Here is a 17,061-nt window from a genome sequence, read left to right as displayed (position 1 = left end):
GCACCGGACCCGGCCGGCCGGCGCCGTTGTTCCACGGAATCGCTTTCCCGATATCGCAAAGCGGCTGGAATGATTGTCGCGTCCGGCCCGGAAGTCGTCCCGTTCGCTTTCCATGCCGGTTCGGGTCTGTTCTGTCCGGAGTAGGCCATCGACGGGACCCCGCAGGTGATCACTGCTTTGTGCGGCCAATTCACCGCCGCTGTGACGTCTGTCACGCGCAGAGTCTAATAGACATCCATGTCTGTAAGACCTAGCATGAACGAGTTCCATGGTTTTCTGGAAAGTACTGCCGTTATACGGGGGCTCCCATGGCACACTCTCTGGGGATTGAGCGAACGTTCCAATTGGACGTTGAAAACGCCTTTTCCGCAGACCGGCATTCAGCACGGAGCGATCTCGCACCGGGGGACGAGAGCGCGGAACGGCCGCCCGTGACCAGGGTGATCTTCTGGGGGGAGGGGGACGTGTTCCAGTCGGGCGTGGTCGCGCTGCTGTCGTCGGTCGACGGCGTCGAGATCGTCGGAGAGATGGCCGGGAACGGCCCCGCCGGCTGCTTCATGCGGATGCGCGCGGACCTCCTCGTGATCGACCTCGACATGGCGGGCTGCGACGTCCTGTCGATGATCAGGCGCGCGCGGGCGAAGGCGCGCTGCGCGGTGCTCGCCATGACGGCGTCCGAGGACGTCGCCTTCGCGATGGAGGCGCTGCACGCCGGCGCCGGCGGCATCATGCTCAAGCGGAGCTCGAAGGCGCAACTGCTCGAAGCGCTGCGCGCCGTCTCGGACGGGGGCGGGGTCCTGCCGCCCATGGTCGCCCACTGGATGGTCCAGCGGCTCCGCGGGAACGCCGCCGGCGTCCGGGCGTTCCGCGAGTCCGCGTGGGCGGAGACGCTGACCCGCCGGCAGACCGAGATCCTGGCGCACATCGGCCAGGGCCTGGCCAACACCGAGATCGCCGACCGGCTGCAGCTCAGCCTCCCCACGATCAAGACCCATGTGTCGGCCCTGCTCCGGGCGCTCGACCTGCGCGACCGCACGCAGCTGGCGATCTTCGCCTGGAGGGAGGGCCTGGTGACCATCTCGGTGCCCGAGGCGGACGACCGGGAACTGGAGCAGCTCGTCTGACGGGCGCGGTCAGCCGGCGGGGATCTCGCCGGAGCGGGCCAGGGCGCCGAGCCAGCGGGCGGACGGCTTCGGCGTCCGGGCGAAGGTGCGGCGGTCGACCGCGATCAGCCCGAACGTCGGCTCGTAGGACCCCCACTCGTAGTTGTCCAGGGCGCTCCAGTGCAGGTAGCCGCGCACGTCGACGCCGTCGCGCAGGGCGGCGGCGAGGCCGCGCAGCGCGCCGGTGGTGTAGTCGACGCGGCGCGCGTCGTCGGCGGTGGCGATGCCGTTCTCGGTGACGATGATCGGCACGGACGGCCCGACGATCCCGGCGGTGTGCCGGACGGCCTCGCCGAGCGACTCCGGGTAGTACTCCCAGCCGGGGATCGTCTTCTCGGCGTCGTCGGGGACGGGCAGCGGGCCGTCCTTGCCGACCCGCGTGCGGCTGTAGGACTGGACGCCGATCCAGTCGTCGCCGCGCGCCGCCTCGATGTAGCGGTCCTCGCGGGGCCAGGCGTGGGCGCGGCAGGCGTCCTCCGCGCCCGGTTCCGCCGGCTGGTACACCTGGTTCGCGATCGTCCAGCCGATCGCGGTGCCGGGGAGCAGGCGGTGCAGGACGTCGCGGGCCGCGTGGTGTGCCGCGATCAGGCCGTCGCCCACGGCCTCGTCGGGTTCCAGCCGGGCGTAGTCGGCGTCGAAGTCGCGGCGGACCGCGTGCATGAGCGCGAGCATGTTCGGCTCGTTGATGGTCACGGCGTGCCGGACGTGGCCGTCCAGGATCGGCGCGACCGCCTCCATGTACCGGACGAACAGGTCGGTCGCGTCGGGCGCCGTCCAGCCGCCCGACTTGGCGAACCAGTGCGGGGACGTGAAGTGGTGCAGCGTGACGACGGGTTCGAGGCCGCGCTCCCGGGCCCCTTCGATCATGCGCCGGTAGTGCGCGAGCGCGGCGTGGGAGATCTCGCCGCGGGCCGGTTCGATCCGGGCCCACTCGACGCTGAACCGGTAGGCGTTGAACCCGAGTCCGGCGAGCAGGTCCATGTCCTCGCGCCAGCGGTGGTAGCTGTCGGCGGCGTCGCCGCTGGGCTCGCGGACCCGGGTGCCGGACGCGTGCTCGAACGCCCACCAGTCGCTCGCGGTGTTGCCGCCCTCGATCTGGTGGGCCGCCGTCGAGGCGCCCATCAGGAAGCCGCGGGGGAGGGCGAATGCGTCTGCCGGCATGCTCGGCCTTTCGTTCGGGGGGCGTGGCGCGAAAACCATACATCGATCGGCATTCATGGTAGCGTCCGACGCGTCCGAAGAACCCGGCCGAGGAGGCAGCGTTGATCCCAGCGCCCGTCCGCCAGGTGGCGGCGGAAGGCGTGTGCCGGACGGACCGCCCCTGGCAGGTCCGTGCGGACGACCCGTCCCTGGACGCGACGGCGCAGGTCCTGGCCCCGCACCTGCGCGGCGGGGCCGGCGCCGGCGCCGGCGCCGGCGCCGGAGAGATCGTCCTCGCCTTGGGCGACGTCCCGCTGAAGCCCGCCGCCATCGGCGTCCAGCCGTCCGGCGACACCGACGAGTGCTACCGCCTCACCGTCGAACCCGACCGCATCACCTGCACGGCCCGCACCCCGCAGGGCATCGCGCGCGCGGCCGCCGGCGTGCTGCAGATCCTCGCGGAAACACCGGAAACGCCGTGCCGCGTCATCGACGACGGGCCCCGCCACGCCTGGCGCGGCCTCATGGTCGACCCGGCCCGCCACTTCATCGCACCGGACGACCTGCGCCGCCTCATCGACCTCGCCGCGCTCTACAAGCTCAACGTCCTGCACCTGCACCTGACCGACAACGAGGGCTGGCGGCTGCACATCGCGACCCGCCCCGCCCTCACCGCCGGGACCCCGCACTACAGCGCCGCCGAGTACGCCGCGCTCCAGGAGTACGCCGCCGCGCGGCACGTCACCGTCGTCCCCGAGATCGACCTGCCCGGCCACAGCGCCGCCGCCCTGCGCGCCCACCCCGGCCTCGGCACGCTGCCCCGGCCGTCCTGGTACCCGGCCGACGCGCCCTTCCCGGCGCCCCTCGACCCGCACGACCCGCACACCCGCGCGTTCATCGTGGACGTGCTGGCGGAGACGGCCCGGCTCACCTCCGGCCCGTTCGTCCACTTCGGCGGGGACGAGGCGCTCGGCGCGGACGAGGCGTCGTTCACCGAGGCCGTCCGCCTCGCCCGCGAGGCGCTGCGCGTCGCCGGCAAGCGGCCCATCGGCTGGCAGGAGTCGTCCCGCGCCGGCATCGGGCCCGGCGACCTCGCCCAGTTCTGGGTGGACGTCCCGATGATGGACCTCCCGCAGACCGAGGAGGAGCTGGACGCGCGCCCCGACCTCCTCGCCGCCGGTCACACCCTCGCCCGCACCAAGGCCCTGACCAGGTTCTTCGCGCCGACCGACGGCGACCTCGACCGCATCGTCCGCGGCGGCGGGCGCGTCCTGCTGTCCCCGCAGTCGCACCTCTACCTCGACCGGCCCTACGATCCGTCGGTCGTCCCGGCCGACCAGGCCGAGTTCGCCGCGCGCCTCGGCTTCGCGTACCGGCCCCGCGACGTCCGGTACGCCGCGTCCTGGGACCCGTCCGCCTACGGCCTCGCCCCCGACCGGATCGCGGGCGTCGAGGCCACCCTGTTCGCCGAGCGGTTCCAGGGCTTCGACGACCACACGGCCCTGCTCCTTCCGCGCCTGCCCGGCGTCGCCGAGGCCGCCTGGTCGCCGTCGCCGCCGTCCTGGGAGGACTACCGGGACCGCCTCGCCGTCCAGTCCGTCCTGTGGCGGGAGCGCGGCCTGACGGCCCTGCGCTCGACCGAGATCGACTGGCGCTGACCTCGGTAGGGTGAGGACCATGGCGAAACGCGGCCCCTACCGCAAGGGCGAGGCGAAACGGGCCGAGATCCTCCGGGCCGCGCTGGAGATCTTCGCCGACGAGGGCTACCGGGGCACCTCGCTGCGCAAGGTCGCCGCCCGCTGCGACCTGAGCCTGCCCGGGATCATGCACTACTTCGAGTCGAAGGAGGACCTGCTCACCCAGGTCCTGCGCGTCCGCGACGAGACCGAGCGCGCCCGCCACCCCGAGTTCGACCTGGTCGAGGACACCCTCGACGTCATGGGCCAGGGCATGCGCACCCCCGGCCTCGTCGAGCTGTTCGTCTCCATGGCCGCCTCGGCGGGCGACCCCGACCACCCGGCCCACGACTTCTTCCCCCGCCGCTACGAGATCCTGCGCAAGGCCGCCGTCGAGCACATCCAGAAGGCCATGGACGAGGGCGCGATGCGCACCGACATCCCCGCCGAACGCCTCGCCGTCCTGCTCCTCGCCGTCGCGGACGGCATCCAGCTGCAATGGCTCGCGGACCGCACCGTCGACATGCAGCAGCCCCTAGCCGACGTCCTGAACCTCCTCCGCCCGGCCACCTGACCCCGCGCGGGCCCGGAGGTCAGGGGAAAGTGCGGCGGACCTCGTTAAGGTCGTCGTGATGCTCGTCGAACCGGCGCCGCGCCGCGTCGCCGATCGCGTCGACCTTCTCCAGCACCGCCTCGGTGTCCACCTTCGCGGGCAGCCCGGTCGCGGCCATCAGTTCGGCCACCATCTCCTGCATGCGGTCCCGCGCGTCGTCCTGCGCGGCGCCGATCGCCTCGATCAGCGCTTCGGAGAGGGACTCGCTGTCCATCCGCATCGCCCGCGGGTTGAGCGCGATCCGCCTGATCCGGCCGGACGAGTCGACCGCGGCCTTCACCAGCCCGTCCGCGGCCTCGCCGGTCGCCGTGAGGGACGCCATCTCCTCCGTCGACGCGGAGAGCCGGCCGAGCGCCTCGTCGGCCTGCGCGGCCAGCCGCTCCACGTCCTCGGGGCGGAAACGCGCGGGGTCGAAGTCGAACATCAGATTCCTTTCGCCGGATGCCGTCGGTACGGTGATCCGACCAATCGAAGATGTCGTTCCGGAGAATGACCAGCCAATTGTTCATGTTGATCCACTGACGCCGGAAAGAAAGATCATCGGGGTCGTGGAATTTCTTGTCGGCCGCCGTCGCGGTGCGGTAGCAAAGGGGCATGGCACCTGGTGGGCAGGAAAAGTACGTCACTTCCCAGGGCATCGAGCGGACTCGGCGGCAGGTGCTGACCGAGGCCAAGCCCCTGTTCCGCGGCATCCGCGACGAGGTGGACGACACCGACGTCGGCGGCGTCGCGTTCGGCGTGGTCGGGCTGGCGTTCCTGGCGGACGCCTACGCGGCGGTGCAGAACGACATGCGTCGTTTCATGAATGACGCCATGGAACTGATGGACGAATGGGGCGAGGCCCTCGAGGGAATCGAGCGCGTGTGGCGCGCGGCCGAGGACTACAGCACCCCGAAGGTCGTCGAGGGGCCGGGCGGGCGGGATGTGCGGATCACCGGCCCCGCCGTTTACCAGTGAGCCGGGCCGCCGCGTCCCGCCGGATGAAGGAAGAATGAGATGACCACTCCGAACCAGCCGCCGGACCCGCGCATCGCCTGGGGCCGTCCCCCGGGGGCGCCGGCGCCGCAGAACACGCCGAGCCCGGCGGCCCCGCCCCGTCCGGCGGCCCCGCCTCGTCCGTCAGTTCCGCCGCGTCCGGCCGCTCCGTTCCGTCCGGCCGCCCCGCCGAGGCCCGTCCCGCCCAGGCCCGCTCTCCCGCCGCGCCCGGCGGTCCCGCCCGCGGCGGCGACGGCGGCCAAGCCCCCGCCGGGCGGCGCGACCGCGCTGGTCGAGGACGCGCTCAAGAGCTGGCGGCAGGTGGCCCGCAAGGAACCGCTCATCGTCATCGCGATCGTCGCGGCGGCGGTGGGCGTCGCGAACGTCCCCGGCATGTACCAGGCGTCGTCGAACTGGCGCGCGAGGATCTCCGGCGACCTCGACAAGCCGGCCAACCAGATGATGCGCGGCCTCCAGGCCGACTCCGGCAAGGACTGGATCGCCGATGACCAGGAGGCGTTCGCCCGGGCGGTGGACGACTTCGTCCGCCAGCTGGAGACCTGCCGCAAGTACGCCGAAGCGTGCGGCGGGGCGGTGGAGAGCGTCGCCAAGGCGTACACGTCGTACTGGACGGCGCTCGGTGACATGGCCGTCGCCATCCTGCCCGCCTTCCTGACACTGTGGGCGCTGCAGCGGGTGCCGTACCCGCCGACGAGCATCGGCGCGCGGATCGCGGCGACCACGCTGGCGTTCAGCGTCATCGCCGCCGTCGGCAACCTGGTGTACGGCCTGACGCAGTTCCTGAACGCGGCCAAGAACATCATGTCCACGCTGCTCGCCGGGGGAGCGGTGCTCCAGCTGCGGAACCTCAAGCCGTCCGGAGCCTCGGCCGTCGAATTCAAGGACGCGAAGATCGAATGGTCGCCGCCGTCGACGTACAAGGAGCCCCGCCGCACCTCGCCGACCCCGTACGGCGGCTGAACACCGGTTCGCCGCGAGCCGTCGCCATGGTGGACCGCATGGCGACGGCTCGACGCGCTAGTCCAGCTTCGCGAGCTCGTCCACATGACCGGTCCACCAGTGGCGCGCGTCGAAGACCGCCGCCCGGTGCTCGGCGGACAGGTCCGTCAGCAGGAGCGCGTCCATCCGCGCGAGCACTTCCACCGCCTCCCGGCGCAGTTCGGCGTGCAACTCGTTGGAACGCCTGATCGCCTCGCGGGCGACGTCGGCGTCCCACTCCGGCGCCGCGCCCGACGGCCTCGGCGCCTCATCCGGGAGCCGCGCCCCGGCCCCCGGCACCACCCCCGGCGACAGGATGGCGGCGAGGATCCCGTCGCCCGTGACCCGCGCGGCCGCCGCCGCCGACCACCGGTTGGCCGCCCGTAGCCGCTCCATGTGCCTGTCGATCATCTCCTCCAGGTCGGCCGGCAGTTCGGCGGAAACGCTCTCGGACACGCTGACCCTTCAGCTCGCAGCCGTGTGCTCACACCGCAGTCCGGCGCCGTCCTGCGGCGTGCCGTGACTTCGTCCACACCACCGGCGCGATGTGACGGAGTTCCGCCGGTTCGGGGAGACCCGTAAAGAATGATCTTGACGGGTGGCGTCGGACGCACCATCGAGCGGCACGGGCTTGGAATCGGCGTGAACGACTCCGCCGCCCCGCCCCTGTCAGCCTCCGAGCAAAGTCCCCCGGCTCACCCCCGGCGCGGAATCACGACGCGAAACGAGCAGGGTGAGAGGGCGCCGAGTGAGCGTCGACCAGAACCTGTCCGCCACCATCAGATCGGTGGCGGACCTGCTCCGGGGCCGGTGGTCAGACGATCACCTGCGCGGTGGAATGGGTACCGATCTCGGTGGTTCCCGTGGTGAAGCGCAGGTAGCAGACCTTGAAGCCGGCGGGGTCGCGGCTCGCACCGGTCAGGTAGGTCGGGTTGGCGCGGCCGGGAACGGCCCCGGAATCGACGAGTTCGAGGCCGAAGTCGTGCCAGCTCGCCTGGTCGCGCTCGCGAGTGAGGCCGCTCAGGCGCTCGTACTCCTGACGCCAGGCCGCCGGATCGGGCCCGAGACGAGCCCGCTGGGGAGGAAGCGCGGCCTGTATCGCAGCGGCGATCTGCTCGCCGGCCTGGCCCTTCGTCGCGGCGGTGACCGGCCTGACCGACGCCAGCGCGGCGTCGAGGGCCCCGAGCGTCTGCTGGTAGGCGTAGATGAGATCGTCGCAGTGCTCCACCTCGGCACGCCGGTTGCGCTCGGCCAGGTCGGCGGGCATGACGAAATAGACCCGGTTCTTCGAGTCGTGCCTGAATTCCGTCAGATAGCTGCCGAGCCTGGCCTCGGCCTTCCTCCGGCGGTCCGCTTCCAGATCGCTCACCACCAGAGTGGCATTGGTCTCGAAGATGCCGGCCCGCAGATGGATCGAAGTGTTCGTGCCCTCGGACGCCCGTTGTCTGATCACGACCTCGGCCTTGACCCGGTCATCGGCCGGGCTGTAACCGATCTCGTAGGCCGGGGCCAGCGCGTTGACGGGAATGCTGGTAGATCCGACATCAGGCCCGTAGCCGCTTGCCGGGAGCAGCCCTGAGTCCTGCAGCATCGCGCCGTGATCGACCGGATCCGAATTCTGCTTCAAAGACATGGTGGACCCCCGTTGCCCATTGTCCGGAAGTGAGTGCGTTCAGTAGAACACGCTCAATTCTTCGGCCGCAACGGCCGACAGTGGCCTCGGCGGGCATAATTGAGCGGTGTCTGTTCTGCTTCTGGTATTGCTCGGAAAACCATGGTAAGGCGACATCCGCCGAGTGCGTTATGCGGTCATGCGGGCTTGCCGGGACCGGTCGATCTCCCGGGGACGAGGACGGCGGTCGGGTGTCGTGGGGTGTCGCCCGCCGAGCGTCCGATGGTAGGAGCGCGGGGGATAGGGCGTGCGGCGGTCCCGCCGCGCCCGTTTCGGCGGAGAGTCGGGCAGGCCGCGATGCCTCCCGACGTAGCCGTTGTCGGCGAAGGCCATGCTGACGAAGAGGACGGACATCCAGGCGGCGAAGATCGCGACGAGCGCGACGCCGGTGATGGCGAGCGCGTAGATCACAGGGTCTCCTCGATCTTGCGCTGTCCGGCCAGGGCCTCGCTGAGCAAGTCGTAGGTGTCCTCGACGAGGGTGGCGCAAAGGCCGTGGTAGATCTCCCTCTCGGTGAGCGGGCGGCCGAGACGGGTCGCCACGAGGCACCCCATTCCCTCGGGCCGGCGGATGTGCCAGGCGGGGTACTGCTCCTGAAGGCGTGCGCGTTCCTGCTCGTTCATGGACGGGGGCTTCCTGTGCTCGGTCCGGATTTCGTCGGACGAGCGTGGCAGCCTGAAGTTACTCTCGGCTACGAACCGACTACCCCCCGGTCGGCACCCCGACCAGACGGCATGACACCCCCGGCACAACCGGTCGACACCCGGGAGACACCCGATGGCACCCACGCGTGACAGCAACCCGTCCGCCTACCAGGAGATGTTCGTCGGCGAACTGCGGGCCAGGCGCGGCAGCACGTCCCGCAACAAGCTCGCTACGGCTCTCGGTTGCACCCCGCAGTGGCTCGCCAAGGTCGAGACCTTCGAGAAGCCCCCGTCTGAGGGTCTCGCCGACGACCTCGACACCTACTACGAGGCCGGTGGGACCTTCCGTCGCATATGGGAGAAGCATCTAGAGGCTCAGAAACGAGGGCTGATCCCGAACGCTGTTCGGCCGCTCGTCGACGCAGAGAAAGAGGCTGCACTCATCTGCATCTATGAGCCACTGCTGGTCACGGGCCTACTGCAGACAGAGGAATATGCGCGCTTTGTCCTTAGTGCTGGAGAACGTGCAGACAAAGCCGAGGACTTGTTGGCCATACGAATGGAGCGGCAGTCTGTCTTTGAGAAGGACAGCCCTCCGTGGCTGTTCCTGGTGATACGTGAGGCGGTCATCCGGGGTATACGGCCCGAATTTCGTGTGGAGCAGTGCAAGCGATTCCTGGATGTTCTCAGGTACCCGAAGGTGTCGATCCAGGTAATTCCGGTTGGGGAGCCTGAATTTCAACCCGGAGGATTCCAGTTGCTCAGCTTCGAGAGTTCCGCAACCGTCGCCTACGTGGATGGAGCGGGCGGTCACGGGCAGATCCTCGCCGACCCCCACGATGTACTCGGGCTTACCGTACTCTTCAACGTGATCCGGTCTGCTGCGTTGTCGGCAGCGGACTCGGAGAACCTGATCCGCACGATCATGGAGAGCCCGTGAGCACACTTGACCTGTCGTCCGTCCGCTGGCGTAAGAGCAGCCGGAGTGACTCCTCGGGAGGGGCCTGCGTTGAGGTGGCTTCATGGCGCAAGAGTTCCTACAGCGACCAGTCCGGCGGCAACTGCGTCGAGGTGGGGGAGCTGACCTCGGGTGTGGCTCTGCGTGACTCGAAGGACCCGGACGGGCCTCTGTTGGCGTTCGGGCGGGGGGCGTTCGGGGCGCTGGTGAGCGAGATCCGTGCGGGGCGGTACGACCGGTAGGTGGACGCCGGCTGATTCAGTAGGGCGAGTCCGGGACCGTGCGGCGGTGGTCTCTGGGGTCCCTGACGCAGTCCGATCCCACGCTGAGGACGATGCGGTTCATGTCGTGCATGGCCTCGACCCTGAAACCGTAGCCGTAACCGTAGCGGTAGCCCGATGCGTGACCTGCGATTTCTGTGCTCGTCCTGGTGCCCGTTGCGGGCCGGAAGGAAGAGATCTTCCATCCGTTCTGCTCTGCGTGAGCCTTCAGTCGCATGATCGCTGGTATCGCCTTCTCCGTTGGTACACCATCGATACTGGAGAAGGACGCGATGTTGTACGGGCTGAATTCTCCGTCCTGAAAGTTCGTGACATCGAATTGGTCGCAGGGTGCGGATCCTCCGTTGGGGGCAGAGGCGTCCTTGCCTGCGTCCAGGACGTGGATGATCTCGTAGAAGAACGCGTCGAGTCCGTCCGACATGCGCTTGTCGTCGGCGATTTGCAAATGCTGCCCCCTGTCGGGGTGGGTGCATCCGGACGCGGCGGCGCAGACCAGCACGAGGACCGCGATGAAGCGGGCAACTGGCTGCGGCATCGTCCATCCTCGTCAGATCGCCTGGCACAATGAATCGACCAGAATAGTGTCGAAGCATTACAAGGGCAGTCGAGTTGATCGGCTCCTGCGTGGCCTGAAGCGGACACGGGCCGCTGGTGCCCGCACCAGGGCGTCCCCCACCGGGGCGTGAACGATCGCCGCCCTTGCGAGGTAAGGTCCGGGCCAGCGACATGACCGTAGGGGACGAATGCATCGCATCGGAGGTGGCGCGGTGAACGCCCTGGAGATAGGCCTGCGGCCGGTCACCGAGGACGATCTCGCGATGTTCCGGCGTTTCGCCACGGAACCAAGGTTGATCGGCCTGGACTGGACGGGGTTCCGTGACGCGCAGGCCCCGGCACGGCGCTATGCCTCCGATGGCTACCTGGGCGAGGATGACGGCAGGCTCATTGTTGAGGCCGACGGCACGGCCGCAGGCTTTGTGAGCTGGTTGGCGCGGGGATTCGGGGTCTCCCGGTACTGGGAGATAGGGATCGCCCTGCTACCCGACTGGCGCGGACGTGGCATCGGCTGGCGCGCTCAGGCGATGCTCTGCGATTACCTGTTCACCCATACCCCGGCCGAACGCATCCAGGCGGCCACCCATCCTGAGAACATCGCAGAACAGAAATCGCTGGAAAAGGCCGGATTCACCCTGGAGGGCGTCCTGCGCGCGGTGGAGTTCCGCGCCGGTCGGTGGCGTGACGGCTGGATGTACAGCAGACTGCGAAATGATCCGCCGCCCGCTAGCCACCCAGCGACCGGTGATCAGCACGCGTAAAGGCGAACGGCGGCGCCGAGGCACCCGCCGCGCCGGTTTCGGATTGTGCGGCGTGGGCTGAGGAGCAGGATCGCGGCGGGCGCCCGCCGGGATTCGCTGACCCGGCGGTTCGTGCCGCCGGGTGAGGCTGCCCATCCGCCGCGTGCTGGAAGCCGTGGACGCGGACCGGCTGGATGCCGCCGTCGGGTCCTGGCTGGATGCGCGGCTGCCCGCCGCCGGGCAGGCAGCAGGACACGGGCGGTGCGGGGCACCCGTCACGTCGGCGCCGAAGGCCAGCGATGCACCTGCCGGCCGTCCTCGATCAGCGCTGTGGTGTCAGATCCGGCCGCTGGACGGCGGGAGGTGGCGAATCGTCACCGCCTGGCCCTCGCAGACGGTGAAGTTGCCGACGTGGCCTGCGCTCGCTCAGGTGACCCGCGCGGCCACCAGGGTCTCGAAGGTATAGGGCCGCAGGCCATCGGGACGGTCGGCGAAGTACCGCTGCTGGAGGTCTGCACGTGTGGGGTGGTCCACGACCTTGAGCCCGCACCGGCTGATCAGCCTCTCGATCTCGGATACCGGCCAGCCAGGCTGAAGAGGCTCGCCGGCAGAAGCCGCGATCGGCGTGTAGATACGGGCGAATTCCGTCCCCGCGTCGTCGAGCGCACAGTCCTCGGCCCGGTAGGAGAACACCACCTCAGACCCGGGCGCAGCCGTCGCGATCGTGCGCAACGTCGACTCGATCGCCTGTGCCGTCAGATAGGGGGCGACGCCCGTCCAGCAGAACATCGCCGGCCGCGCCCAGTCGAACCCGGCCGGGCCCAGAACATCCTGAAAAGATCCGTCCTCGAAATCAACCGGCACGAATACCTGCGAGTCGCTGAGCGGCAGGCCGAGCTCCCTGACCCGCTCGAGCTTCCAGGCCTGGGAGGCAGGGTGATCAACCTCGAACACCGTCAGCGAGCCGAGCAGATCCGGCCGCCGCCACGCGAACGAGTCAACCCCCGCGCCGAGAATCACGTACTGCCTGAAGGCGCCGGCAGCCAGCCGGTCCTCGGCGTACCGGCTGCGGGTGCAGACAGCCGCACGGGACTGGCGGCGGACCGGGTCGGGGAACAGCGGATCGAACCGGTCTCGCAGCTGCTGCCATACCGGGCCGACAAGCACCAGGGCCAGCACATCGTCCAGCACCCACGGCGACGCCGTCTCCAGGCGAAACAATCCACGCGACACGGCCGCGAACATCGCCGTCCTGCTCGGCGCGCTTTCCATGCATTCCTCCTCGCCGGCCAGAACCCGGCATGCCGGCCACGCCCGCCCACTCCGCGCACTTCACAGGATGCGCCTGAAGCGCCCTGACGGCCATGGCCAGATCGCCCGCCAGTCACGATCTGCTCGCCATCGGGATCCTCCAAACGGCCAGGCACGCCGGCATCACAGCCGCCTGCACGCCCCCACGCCCAAGACGCCACCAGGACCCCAAGATCCTCCGACTCGACCCGGCATGAATAGAACGGACATAACGCGACTATGTGGAGGCCTTGGGGTGAGGAGACAGGCACGGCCTCCAAGAGGACGGGCTTTGAAGCCCATGGTCTTCTGGAGAACCGTGCCTGCGGCCTACTTGGGATGGCTACCTCGGTCTCGCGAATTCAATGGGTGATACGTCGTCGGGGAGGGAGCCGGGCTGCCGCGTGAGATCAGCGCGGCACATAGGTGAGGATGACCGACCCGTTCTGCAGTCGTTTCTCGCCGGTGAGCCTGAGATCCAGTCCTGCGGTGTCCACGTGTTCGAAAAGCCGTTGCCCCGCGCCGGTGACGACGGGCATGTACCAGAAGCGGAACTCGTCGATCAGGTGGTGCTGGACGAGTGTGGCGTCGAAACGAGTGGTGCCGTACTTGATGAGGTCCTTGCCCGGCATGCTTTTCAGCTTCGCGATCGCGCCGGACGGGTCGGGACCCAGCAGGGTGGCGTTCCACGTCGTCTCGGCCAGCGATCGGGATGCGACGTGCTTGGGCATCGCGTTGATGCGGTCGATGTAGGGGTTGCCGCTGACGTGACCCCAGTTGGCATAGAAGGCCTCGTAGGTCTTCCGACCCATGACGAACGCGTCGAAGTTGTCGAGTTGCGCGAGCGAGTACGCCGAGGACTCGGCGTCGAAAAGGGCCCAGCGCTCAGGGGCCTCGATCACGCCGTCCAGTGTGACGAGCGTCGACTCGATGAGTTTGCGCACGGTAGTTCTCCCTGGTCTGAGTGGTGGGTGGTCGTGGCCTGGGTGATGTCGGTGGACCGGACGAGGCGGATCGCGATCGGGACGGCGGCTAGGGCGGTGAGACCGCAGACCCACAAGGCGGTGTGGAAGCCGCCAGTGAGCGCGCCCGTGGTGGTGTGGCCTTGGGCGTAGAGGTCGTGGGTGCGTGTGGCCGCCACGGTGGAGGCGATGGCGATCCCGATCGCGCCGCCGAGTTGTTGCGAGGAGTCGATGAGGCCGGAGGCGACGCCCGCGTCCCGTTCGGTGACCCCGACCAGAGCTCCGATCGATACCGGAATGAAGATCCAGGTGACGGTGCCGGTGAGGAGGAAGGGGCCGGCCAGGCTCGTCCAGAAGCCGCCGTGGGCGGGCGCCTGGGCCGCCCACAGGATCCCGGCGCCGGTCACGGTCAGTCCGGCCGCCAACACCAGCTTGACCGAGGTGCGCGTGACGAGCATCTGCGCGGGTCCGGCGAGGACTACTCCGGTCACGCCGACGATGAGCCAGGCGAGGCCCGTGTTCATTGCGGAGTAGCCGAGTACTTGCTGCATGTAGAGGGTGCCGATGAAGATGTACCCGTAGAAGCTGGCGCCGAGCAGGAACCCGACGGCGTTGGACCCGGCGAGGGTGCTCAGCCGGAACAGCCGCAGCGGCAGCAGCGGCGCCTGTGCCCTGGCCTCGATGGCCACGAACGCGGCCAGCAAGGCCGCCGACGCTGCGATCAGGGCCACGGTCCGAGGGGCGGTCCACCCGGCGGTCGGCGCCTGCGAGATGGCGTACACCATAACCACGAGAGCGGCGGTCACCGTGACGGCGCCGAACGGATCGTAGCGGCGGCCCGCGTCGCGCAGCCTGCTTTCCGGCACCACACGCCGCGTCAGGAGCAGCGCGACCCCGCCGACGACCACGTTCAGGTAGAAGATGTACGGCCAGCCGGCGTAGCGGGTGAGGGCGCCGCCGGCCAGCACGCCGACGGTCGCGCCGCTGGCGCCGATGGCGCCCCACAGTCCGAGTGCCTTGTTGCGCTCGGTGCCCTCGGTGAACATGTTCATCACGATCGACAGCGCGGCAGGCAGCACCAGGGCGGCGCCCAGGCCCTGGACGCCCCGCATGGTGATCAGGAAGATGCCGCCGGTGGCCAGCGCGCAGGCCAGCGAGGCCGCGGTGAACAGCGCCAGCCCGGCCGTGAACACCCGCCTGCGCCCGAGCAGGTCGGCGGCCCGGCCGCCCAGAAGCAGGAACCCGCCGAAGGTGAGCGCGTACGCGGTCACCACCCACTGCAGGTCCGCCTGCGCGAAATCCAGCTTGCGGCCGATCGTCGGCAACGCGACGTTGACGATCAGCATGTCGACCGCCGTCATGAAGTACGCCACGGCCAGCAGCGAGAACGCCCGCCACCTGCGCACGTGGCCCGGTGGTGCGGCCGTGCCACCGCCGAAGTCGTTGCCGAGGTCCGCCGCGGTCACGGCTGCCTCGCCCTGGTCGGGTCCGCAGCGCGCCGTCGCCGGCGGAGGCCCTTCATGCGGTGTGTTGACGGCTCTGGCATCGGTCTCTCCTGGACTGATCGGGTGATCTCAGGAGGACGACGAATGGCGGGCGCCGAAACCGGACGCGCCTCTAAAAGATTTTCAGGCTCTCGATCCGCCGCTCGAAGGCCACCCGCTCGGCGGTGCTGCGGGCAAGCGCGATCGCGTGCTCGTAGTGCTCCAGGGCTGCGGCCCGGTGGCCGGCACGCCGCTCCACGTCGGCGAGGGCCGCCCAGTAGAAGGGATACCGGGACAGCTTGGGTTCTTCCGCCAGGGCGATCAGCTCGCGGCGGCCCTCGTCGACACCGTCCCGTTCGGCCACGGCCAGCGCACGGTTGAGCGCCACGACGGGGCTCCAGGACTGTTCGGCGAGGACCTGGTAGAAGCCGATGATCCTGTCCCAGTTCGTCTCCTGGACCGAAGGCGCGATCGCGTGCTCGCAGGCGATGCCGGCTTCCAGATGCCAGCGGGACATGCGATCCCCGGTGGCCGCGTGGGCGAGATGGACCAGGCCGTTCTCGATGCGCGCCCGATCCCAGCGGCTCCGGTCCTGGTCCTCCAGAGGGACGAACACACCGTGCTCGTCCATGCGCGTCGAAAGTCGAGCGGTGCCGAAGCAGAACAAGGCGGCCAGAGCGTGGATGTCCGGATGCGCCGTCGCCTTCGCCTGCAGCAGCAACTCGGTGAGACGCAGAGCGTCGTCGCACAGGAAGGGACGTACCGGGTCCCGGGGATTGCTGCCGTGGTAGCCCTCGTTGAACAGCAGATAGACCGATCGCAGGACCGAGCCGCGCCGGGCGTCGATGTCGGGCAGGTCGTCCACGTCGGGCAACCGGCCCAGCTCACGCAGACGTCCGCGACCGCGATGCAGGCGTCGATCGATGGTCTGGGTGTCCACGAGGAACGCTTGGCCGATCTCCTTGGGCGACAGACCGCACAGCCACCGGAGGATCAGGGTGACGTGCGTCTCGCGGCTCAGGCCGGGGTCGCAGACGGCGAACATCATCGCCAACTGGCTGGTTCCCTCGGCGGCCGGAGCCAGCGCCGCCTCGATGGTGTCGGTCAGCGCGGTGGTCGTCGCCAGTTCGGGCAGCAGGGAGCGGCGTCGCTGTTCCCTGCGGATGATGTCGACCGCCCGGTTGTGGGCCGCCCGGATGATCCATGCCTTGGGGTCCTGCGGCAGCCCGAAACGCCACGCCTGCATGGCGCTGACCAGCGCGTCATGCACGACGTCCTCGGCGAGCGGGATGTTCGACGGGCCCAGCACCCGGATCAGCGCGCTGACCAGGTGGGCGTACTCCCTGCGGAACAGGTCCTCTACCAGCAGCGCCTCGGGCCCCTCGTTCACGGGCCTCAGACCCGATGACTCTGGATCGGCCGCACCTCGACGGACCCGCCGAACTCATACGTCGGGCACCCGCGCGCGACCTCGATGGCGTCCTCCCAGGAGGCCGCCTCGAAGATCATGCTGCCGGTCACGAGGTCCTTCGACTCGGCATACGGTCCGTCGGTGACCAGCTCGCGGCCGCGAACCGTGGCCCCCGGGCCATCGAGCGCGGTTCCGGTGTTGCGCCTGCCCTGCCCCGCCAACTCCTCCGACCAGCGATACCACTTCTCGACATGGGCCTGAAGCTCGGACGGCGACAGGTCATGACGCGAAACAGCACCCCCACGAAAGATCAACATGTACGTGCTGCGCGGGACGTGGTCCTCGCCATCAGGTTCCGGCATCACCATCTCCAAGCATCTGCCGCCGGGCATGAACATATCTTCCAGCGGGCGGACGCGTCGCATGCCGAGTTGAAACCACCCGCAAGCGGACCGGCATCGCGTCGCACGCGGGCGCAGCGGACGCCGAGGAGCATGG

Annotated in this window: 20 protein-coding genes; 8 read left to right on the top strand and 12 right to left on the bottom strand. The window is 69.4% G+C overall.

The annotated features are described in order from the left end of the window. The first annotated feature begins 431 nt into the window (after positions 1-431). A complete protein-coding gene (locus tag ACA514_RS22225) occupies positions 432-1,124 on the top strand; it encodes a LuxR C-terminal-related transcriptional regulator (RefSeq protein ID WP_375043119.1) in 693 nt (230 codons plus the stop codon). A gap of 9 nt (positions 1,125-1,133) precedes the next feature. Here the strand turns inward: ACA514_RS22225 and ACA514_RS22220 are convergent, their stop codons facing one another. Beyond that, on the bottom strand, positions 1,134-2,324 hold the full coding sequence (locus tag ACA514_RS22220) for a glycoside hydrolase family 1 protein (RefSeq protein WP_375043118.1): 1,191 nt from the start codon (positions 2,322-2,324) through the stop codon (positions 1,134-1,136). A gap of 101 nt (positions 2,325-2,425) precedes the next feature. On the opposite strand from ACA514_RS22220, the gene ACA514_RS22215 reads away from it, so the two are divergent. After that, positions 2,426-3,961: a family 20 glycosylhydrolase gene (locus tag ACA514_RS22215; RefSeq protein WP_375043117.1), complete on the top strand. Its 1,536-nt coding sequence runs from the start codon at positions 2,426-2,428 to the stop codon at positions 3,959-3,961. Positions 3,962-3,980: 19 nt separating this feature from the next. Further along, positions 3,981-4,553: a TetR/AcrR family transcriptional regulator gene (locus ACA514_RS22210; protein ID WP_375043116.1), complete on the top strand. Its 573-nt coding sequence runs from the start codon at positions 3,981-3,983 to the stop codon at positions 4,551-4,553. 19 nt (positions 4,554-4,572) lie between these two features. Here the strand turns inward: ACA514_RS22210 and ACA514_RS22205 are convergent, their stop codons facing one another. Next, a complete protein-coding gene (locus tag ACA514_RS22205) occupies positions 4,573-5,016 on the bottom strand; it encodes a YbaB/EbfC family nucleoid-associated protein (RefSeq protein WP_375043115.1) in 444 nt (147 codons plus the stop codon). Between the two features lie 170 nt (positions 5,017-5,186). Here ACA514_RS22205 and ACA514_RS22200 point away from each other — a divergent pair, with 170 nt between their 5' ends. Together ACA514_RS22200 and ACA514_RS22195 are read left to right on the top strand one after the other, a co-directional pair. After that, positions 5,187-5,549 carry a hypothetical protein gene (locus ACA514_RS22200; protein ID WP_375043114.1) on the top strand — a complete coding sequence of 121 codons (363 nt, stop codon included), beginning with the start codon at positions 5,187-5,189 and terminating at the stop codon, positions 5,547-5,549. A gap of 39 nt (positions 5,550-5,588) precedes the next feature. Continuing rightward, a complete protein-coding gene (locus tag ACA514_RS22195) occupies positions 5,589-6,548 on the top strand; it encodes a hypothetical protein (protein ID WP_375043113.1) in 960 nt (319 codons plus the stop codon). A gap of 57 nt (positions 6,549-6,605) precedes the next feature. Here ACA514_RS22195 and ACA514_RS22190 read toward each other — a convergent pair whose 3' ends face one another. The 4 genes from ACA514_RS22190 to ACA514_RS22175 form a co-directional block, all read right to left on the bottom strand. Continuing rightward, complete coding sequence (locus tag ACA514_RS22190) at positions 6,606-7,022, bottom strand: hypothetical protein (RefSeq protein ID WP_375043112.1); 417 nt, start codon at positions 7,020-7,022, stop codon at positions 6,606-6,608. A 358-nt stretch (positions 7,023-7,380) separates the two neighbouring features. Continuing rightward, entirely contained in the window at positions 7,381-8,199 is an 819-nt protein-coding gene (locus ACA514_RS22185; protein ID WP_375043111.1) for a hypothetical protein, read from the bottom strand. A gap of 168 nt (positions 8,200-8,367) precedes the next feature. Then, a complete protein-coding gene (locus tag ACA514_RS22180; protein WP_375043110.1) occupies positions 8,368-8,649 on the bottom strand; it encodes a hypothetical protein in 282 nt (93 codons plus the stop codon). Further along, positions 8,646-8,861: a hypothetical protein gene (locus ACA514_RS22175; RefSeq protein ID WP_375043109.1), complete on the bottom strand. Its 216-nt coding sequence runs from the start codon at positions 8,859-8,861 to the stop codon at positions 8,646-8,648. The genes ACA514_RS22180 and ACA514_RS22175 overlap by 4 nt, the downstream gene beginning before the upstream one ends. A gap of 154 nt (positions 8,862-9,015) precedes the next feature. Between ACA514_RS22175 and ACA514_RS22170 the strand changes: the two genes are divergently transcribed. After that, positions 9,016-9,822, top strand: a complete 807-nt coding sequence (locus ACA514_RS22170; RefSeq protein ID WP_375043108.1) for a helix-turn-helix domain-containing protein — start codon at positions 9,016-9,018, stop codon at positions 9,820-9,822. After that, the gene (locus ACA514_RS22165) at positions 9,819-10,082 is read left to right on the top strand and encodes a DUF397 domain-containing protein (RefSeq protein WP_375043107.1); all 264 of its coding nucleotides are present in this window, start codon (positions 9,819-9,821) and stop codon (positions 10,080-10,082) included. The genes ACA514_RS22170 and ACA514_RS22165 overlap by 4 nt, the downstream gene beginning before the upstream one ends. A 16-nt stretch (positions 10,083-10,098) precedes the next feature. On the opposite strand, the gene ACA514_RS22160 is transcribed toward ACA514_RS22165, so the two are convergent. Further along, entirely contained in the window at positions 10,099-10,656 is a 558-nt protein-coding gene (locus ACA514_RS22160) for a hypothetical protein (RefSeq protein WP_375043106.1), read from the bottom strand. A gap of 232 nt (positions 10,657-10,888) precedes the next feature. Between ACA514_RS22160 and ACA514_RS22155 the strand changes: the two genes are divergently transcribed. Further along, positions 10,889-11,437, top strand: a complete 549-nt coding sequence (locus ACA514_RS22155; RefSeq protein WP_375043105.1) for a GNAT family N-acetyltransferase — start codon at positions 10,889-10,891, stop codon at positions 11,435-11,437. 405 nt (positions 11,438-11,842) lie between these two features. Here ACA514_RS22155 and ACA514_RS22150 read toward each other — a convergent pair whose 3' ends face one another. The 5 genes from ACA514_RS22150 to ACA514_RS22130 form a co-directional block, all read right to left on the bottom strand. Beyond that, positions 11,843-12,688, bottom strand: a complete 846-nt coding sequence (locus tag ACA514_RS22150) for a class I SAM-dependent methyltransferase (protein ID WP_375043104.1) — start codon at positions 12,686-12,688, stop codon at positions 11,843-11,845. A 428-nt stretch (positions 12,689-13,116) separates the two neighbouring features. Beyond that, a complete protein-coding gene (locus ACA514_RS22145) occupies positions 13,117-13,650 on the bottom strand; it encodes a dihydrofolate reductase family protein (protein ID WP_375043103.1) in 534 nt (177 codons plus the stop codon). Continuing rightward, the gene (locus ACA514_RS22140; RefSeq protein ID WP_375043102.1) at positions 13,605-15,134 is read right to left on the bottom strand and encodes an MFS transporter; all 1,530 of its coding nucleotides are present in this window, start codon (positions 15,132-15,134) and stop codon (positions 13,605-13,607) included. Before ACA514_RS22140 ends, ACA514_RS22145 begins: the two co-directional genes overlap by 46 nt. Positions 15,135-15,285: 151 nt before the next feature. Beyond that, positions 15,286-16,542 carry an RNA polymerase sigma factor gene (locus tag ACA514_RS22135; protein ID WP_375043101.1) on the bottom strand — a complete coding sequence of 419 codons (1,257 nt, stop codon included), beginning with the start codon at positions 16,540-16,542 and terminating at the stop codon, positions 15,286-15,288. A 5-nt stretch (positions 16,543-16,547) separates the two neighbouring features. Further along, positions 16,548-16,931: a YciI family protein gene (locus tag ACA514_RS22130; RefSeq protein WP_375043100.1), complete on the bottom strand. Its 384-nt coding sequence runs from the start codon at positions 16,929-16,931 to the stop codon at positions 16,548-16,550. Positions 16,932-17,061: the final 130 nt, after the last annotated feature.

Source organism: Actinomadura sp. NTSP31 (assembly GCF_041951385.1).
Lineage (GTDB): Bacteria > Actinomycetota > Actinomycetes > Streptosporangiales > Streptosporangiaceae > Spirillospora > Spirillospora napierensis.
The sequence above is the reverse complement of the archived record's forward strand: the minus strand, read 5'-3'. Positions and strand labels throughout refer to the sequence as shown.

Bases quoted from the DNA above. Each gene is read 5' to 3' on its own strand.
- ACA514_RS22170 (WP_375043108.1), top strand. From the start codon at position 9,016: ATGGCACCCACGCGTGACAGCAACCCGTCCGCCTACCAGGAGATGTTC.
- ACA514_RS22185 (WP_375043111.1), bottom strand. From the start codon at position 8,199: ATGTCTTTGAAGCAGAATTCGGATCCGGTCGATCACGGCGCGATGCTG.
- ACA514_RS22220 (WP_375043118.1), bottom strand. From the start codon at position 2,324: ATGCCGGCAGACGCATTCGCCCTCCCCCGCGGCTTCCTGATGGGCGCC.
- ACA514_RS22210 (WP_375043116.1), top strand. From the start codon at position 3,981: ATGGCGAAACGCGGCCCCTACCGCAAGGGCGAGGCGAAACGGGCCGAG.
- ACA514_RS22195 (WP_375043113.1), top strand. From the start codon at position 5,589: ATGACCACTCCGAACCAGCCGCCGGACCCGCGCATCGCCTGGGGCCGT.
- ACA514_RS22150 (WP_375043104.1), bottom strand. From the start codon at position 12,688: ATGGAAAGCGCGCCGAGCAGGACGGCGATGTTCGCGGCCGTGTCGCGT.
- ACA514_RS22175 (WP_375043109.1), bottom strand. From the start codon at position 8,861: ATGAACGAGCAGGAACGCGCACGCCTTCAGGAGCAGTACCCCGCCTGG.
- ACA514_RS22130 (WP_375043100.1), bottom strand. From the start codon at position 16,931: ATGGTGATGCCGGAACCTGATGGCGAGGACCACGTCCCGCGCAGCACG.
- ACA514_RS22205 (WP_375043115.1), bottom strand. From the start codon at position 5,016: ATGTTCGACTTCGACCCCGCGCGTTTCCGCCCCGAGGACGTGGAGCGG.
- ACA514_RS22200 (WP_375043114.1), top strand. From the start codon at position 5,187: ATGGCACCTGGTGGGCAGGAAAAGTACGTCACTTCCCAGGGCATCGAG.
- ACA514_RS22160 (WP_375043106.1), bottom strand. From the start codon at position 10,656: ATGCCGCAGCCAGTTGCCCGCTTCATCGCGGTCCTCGTGCTGGTCTGC.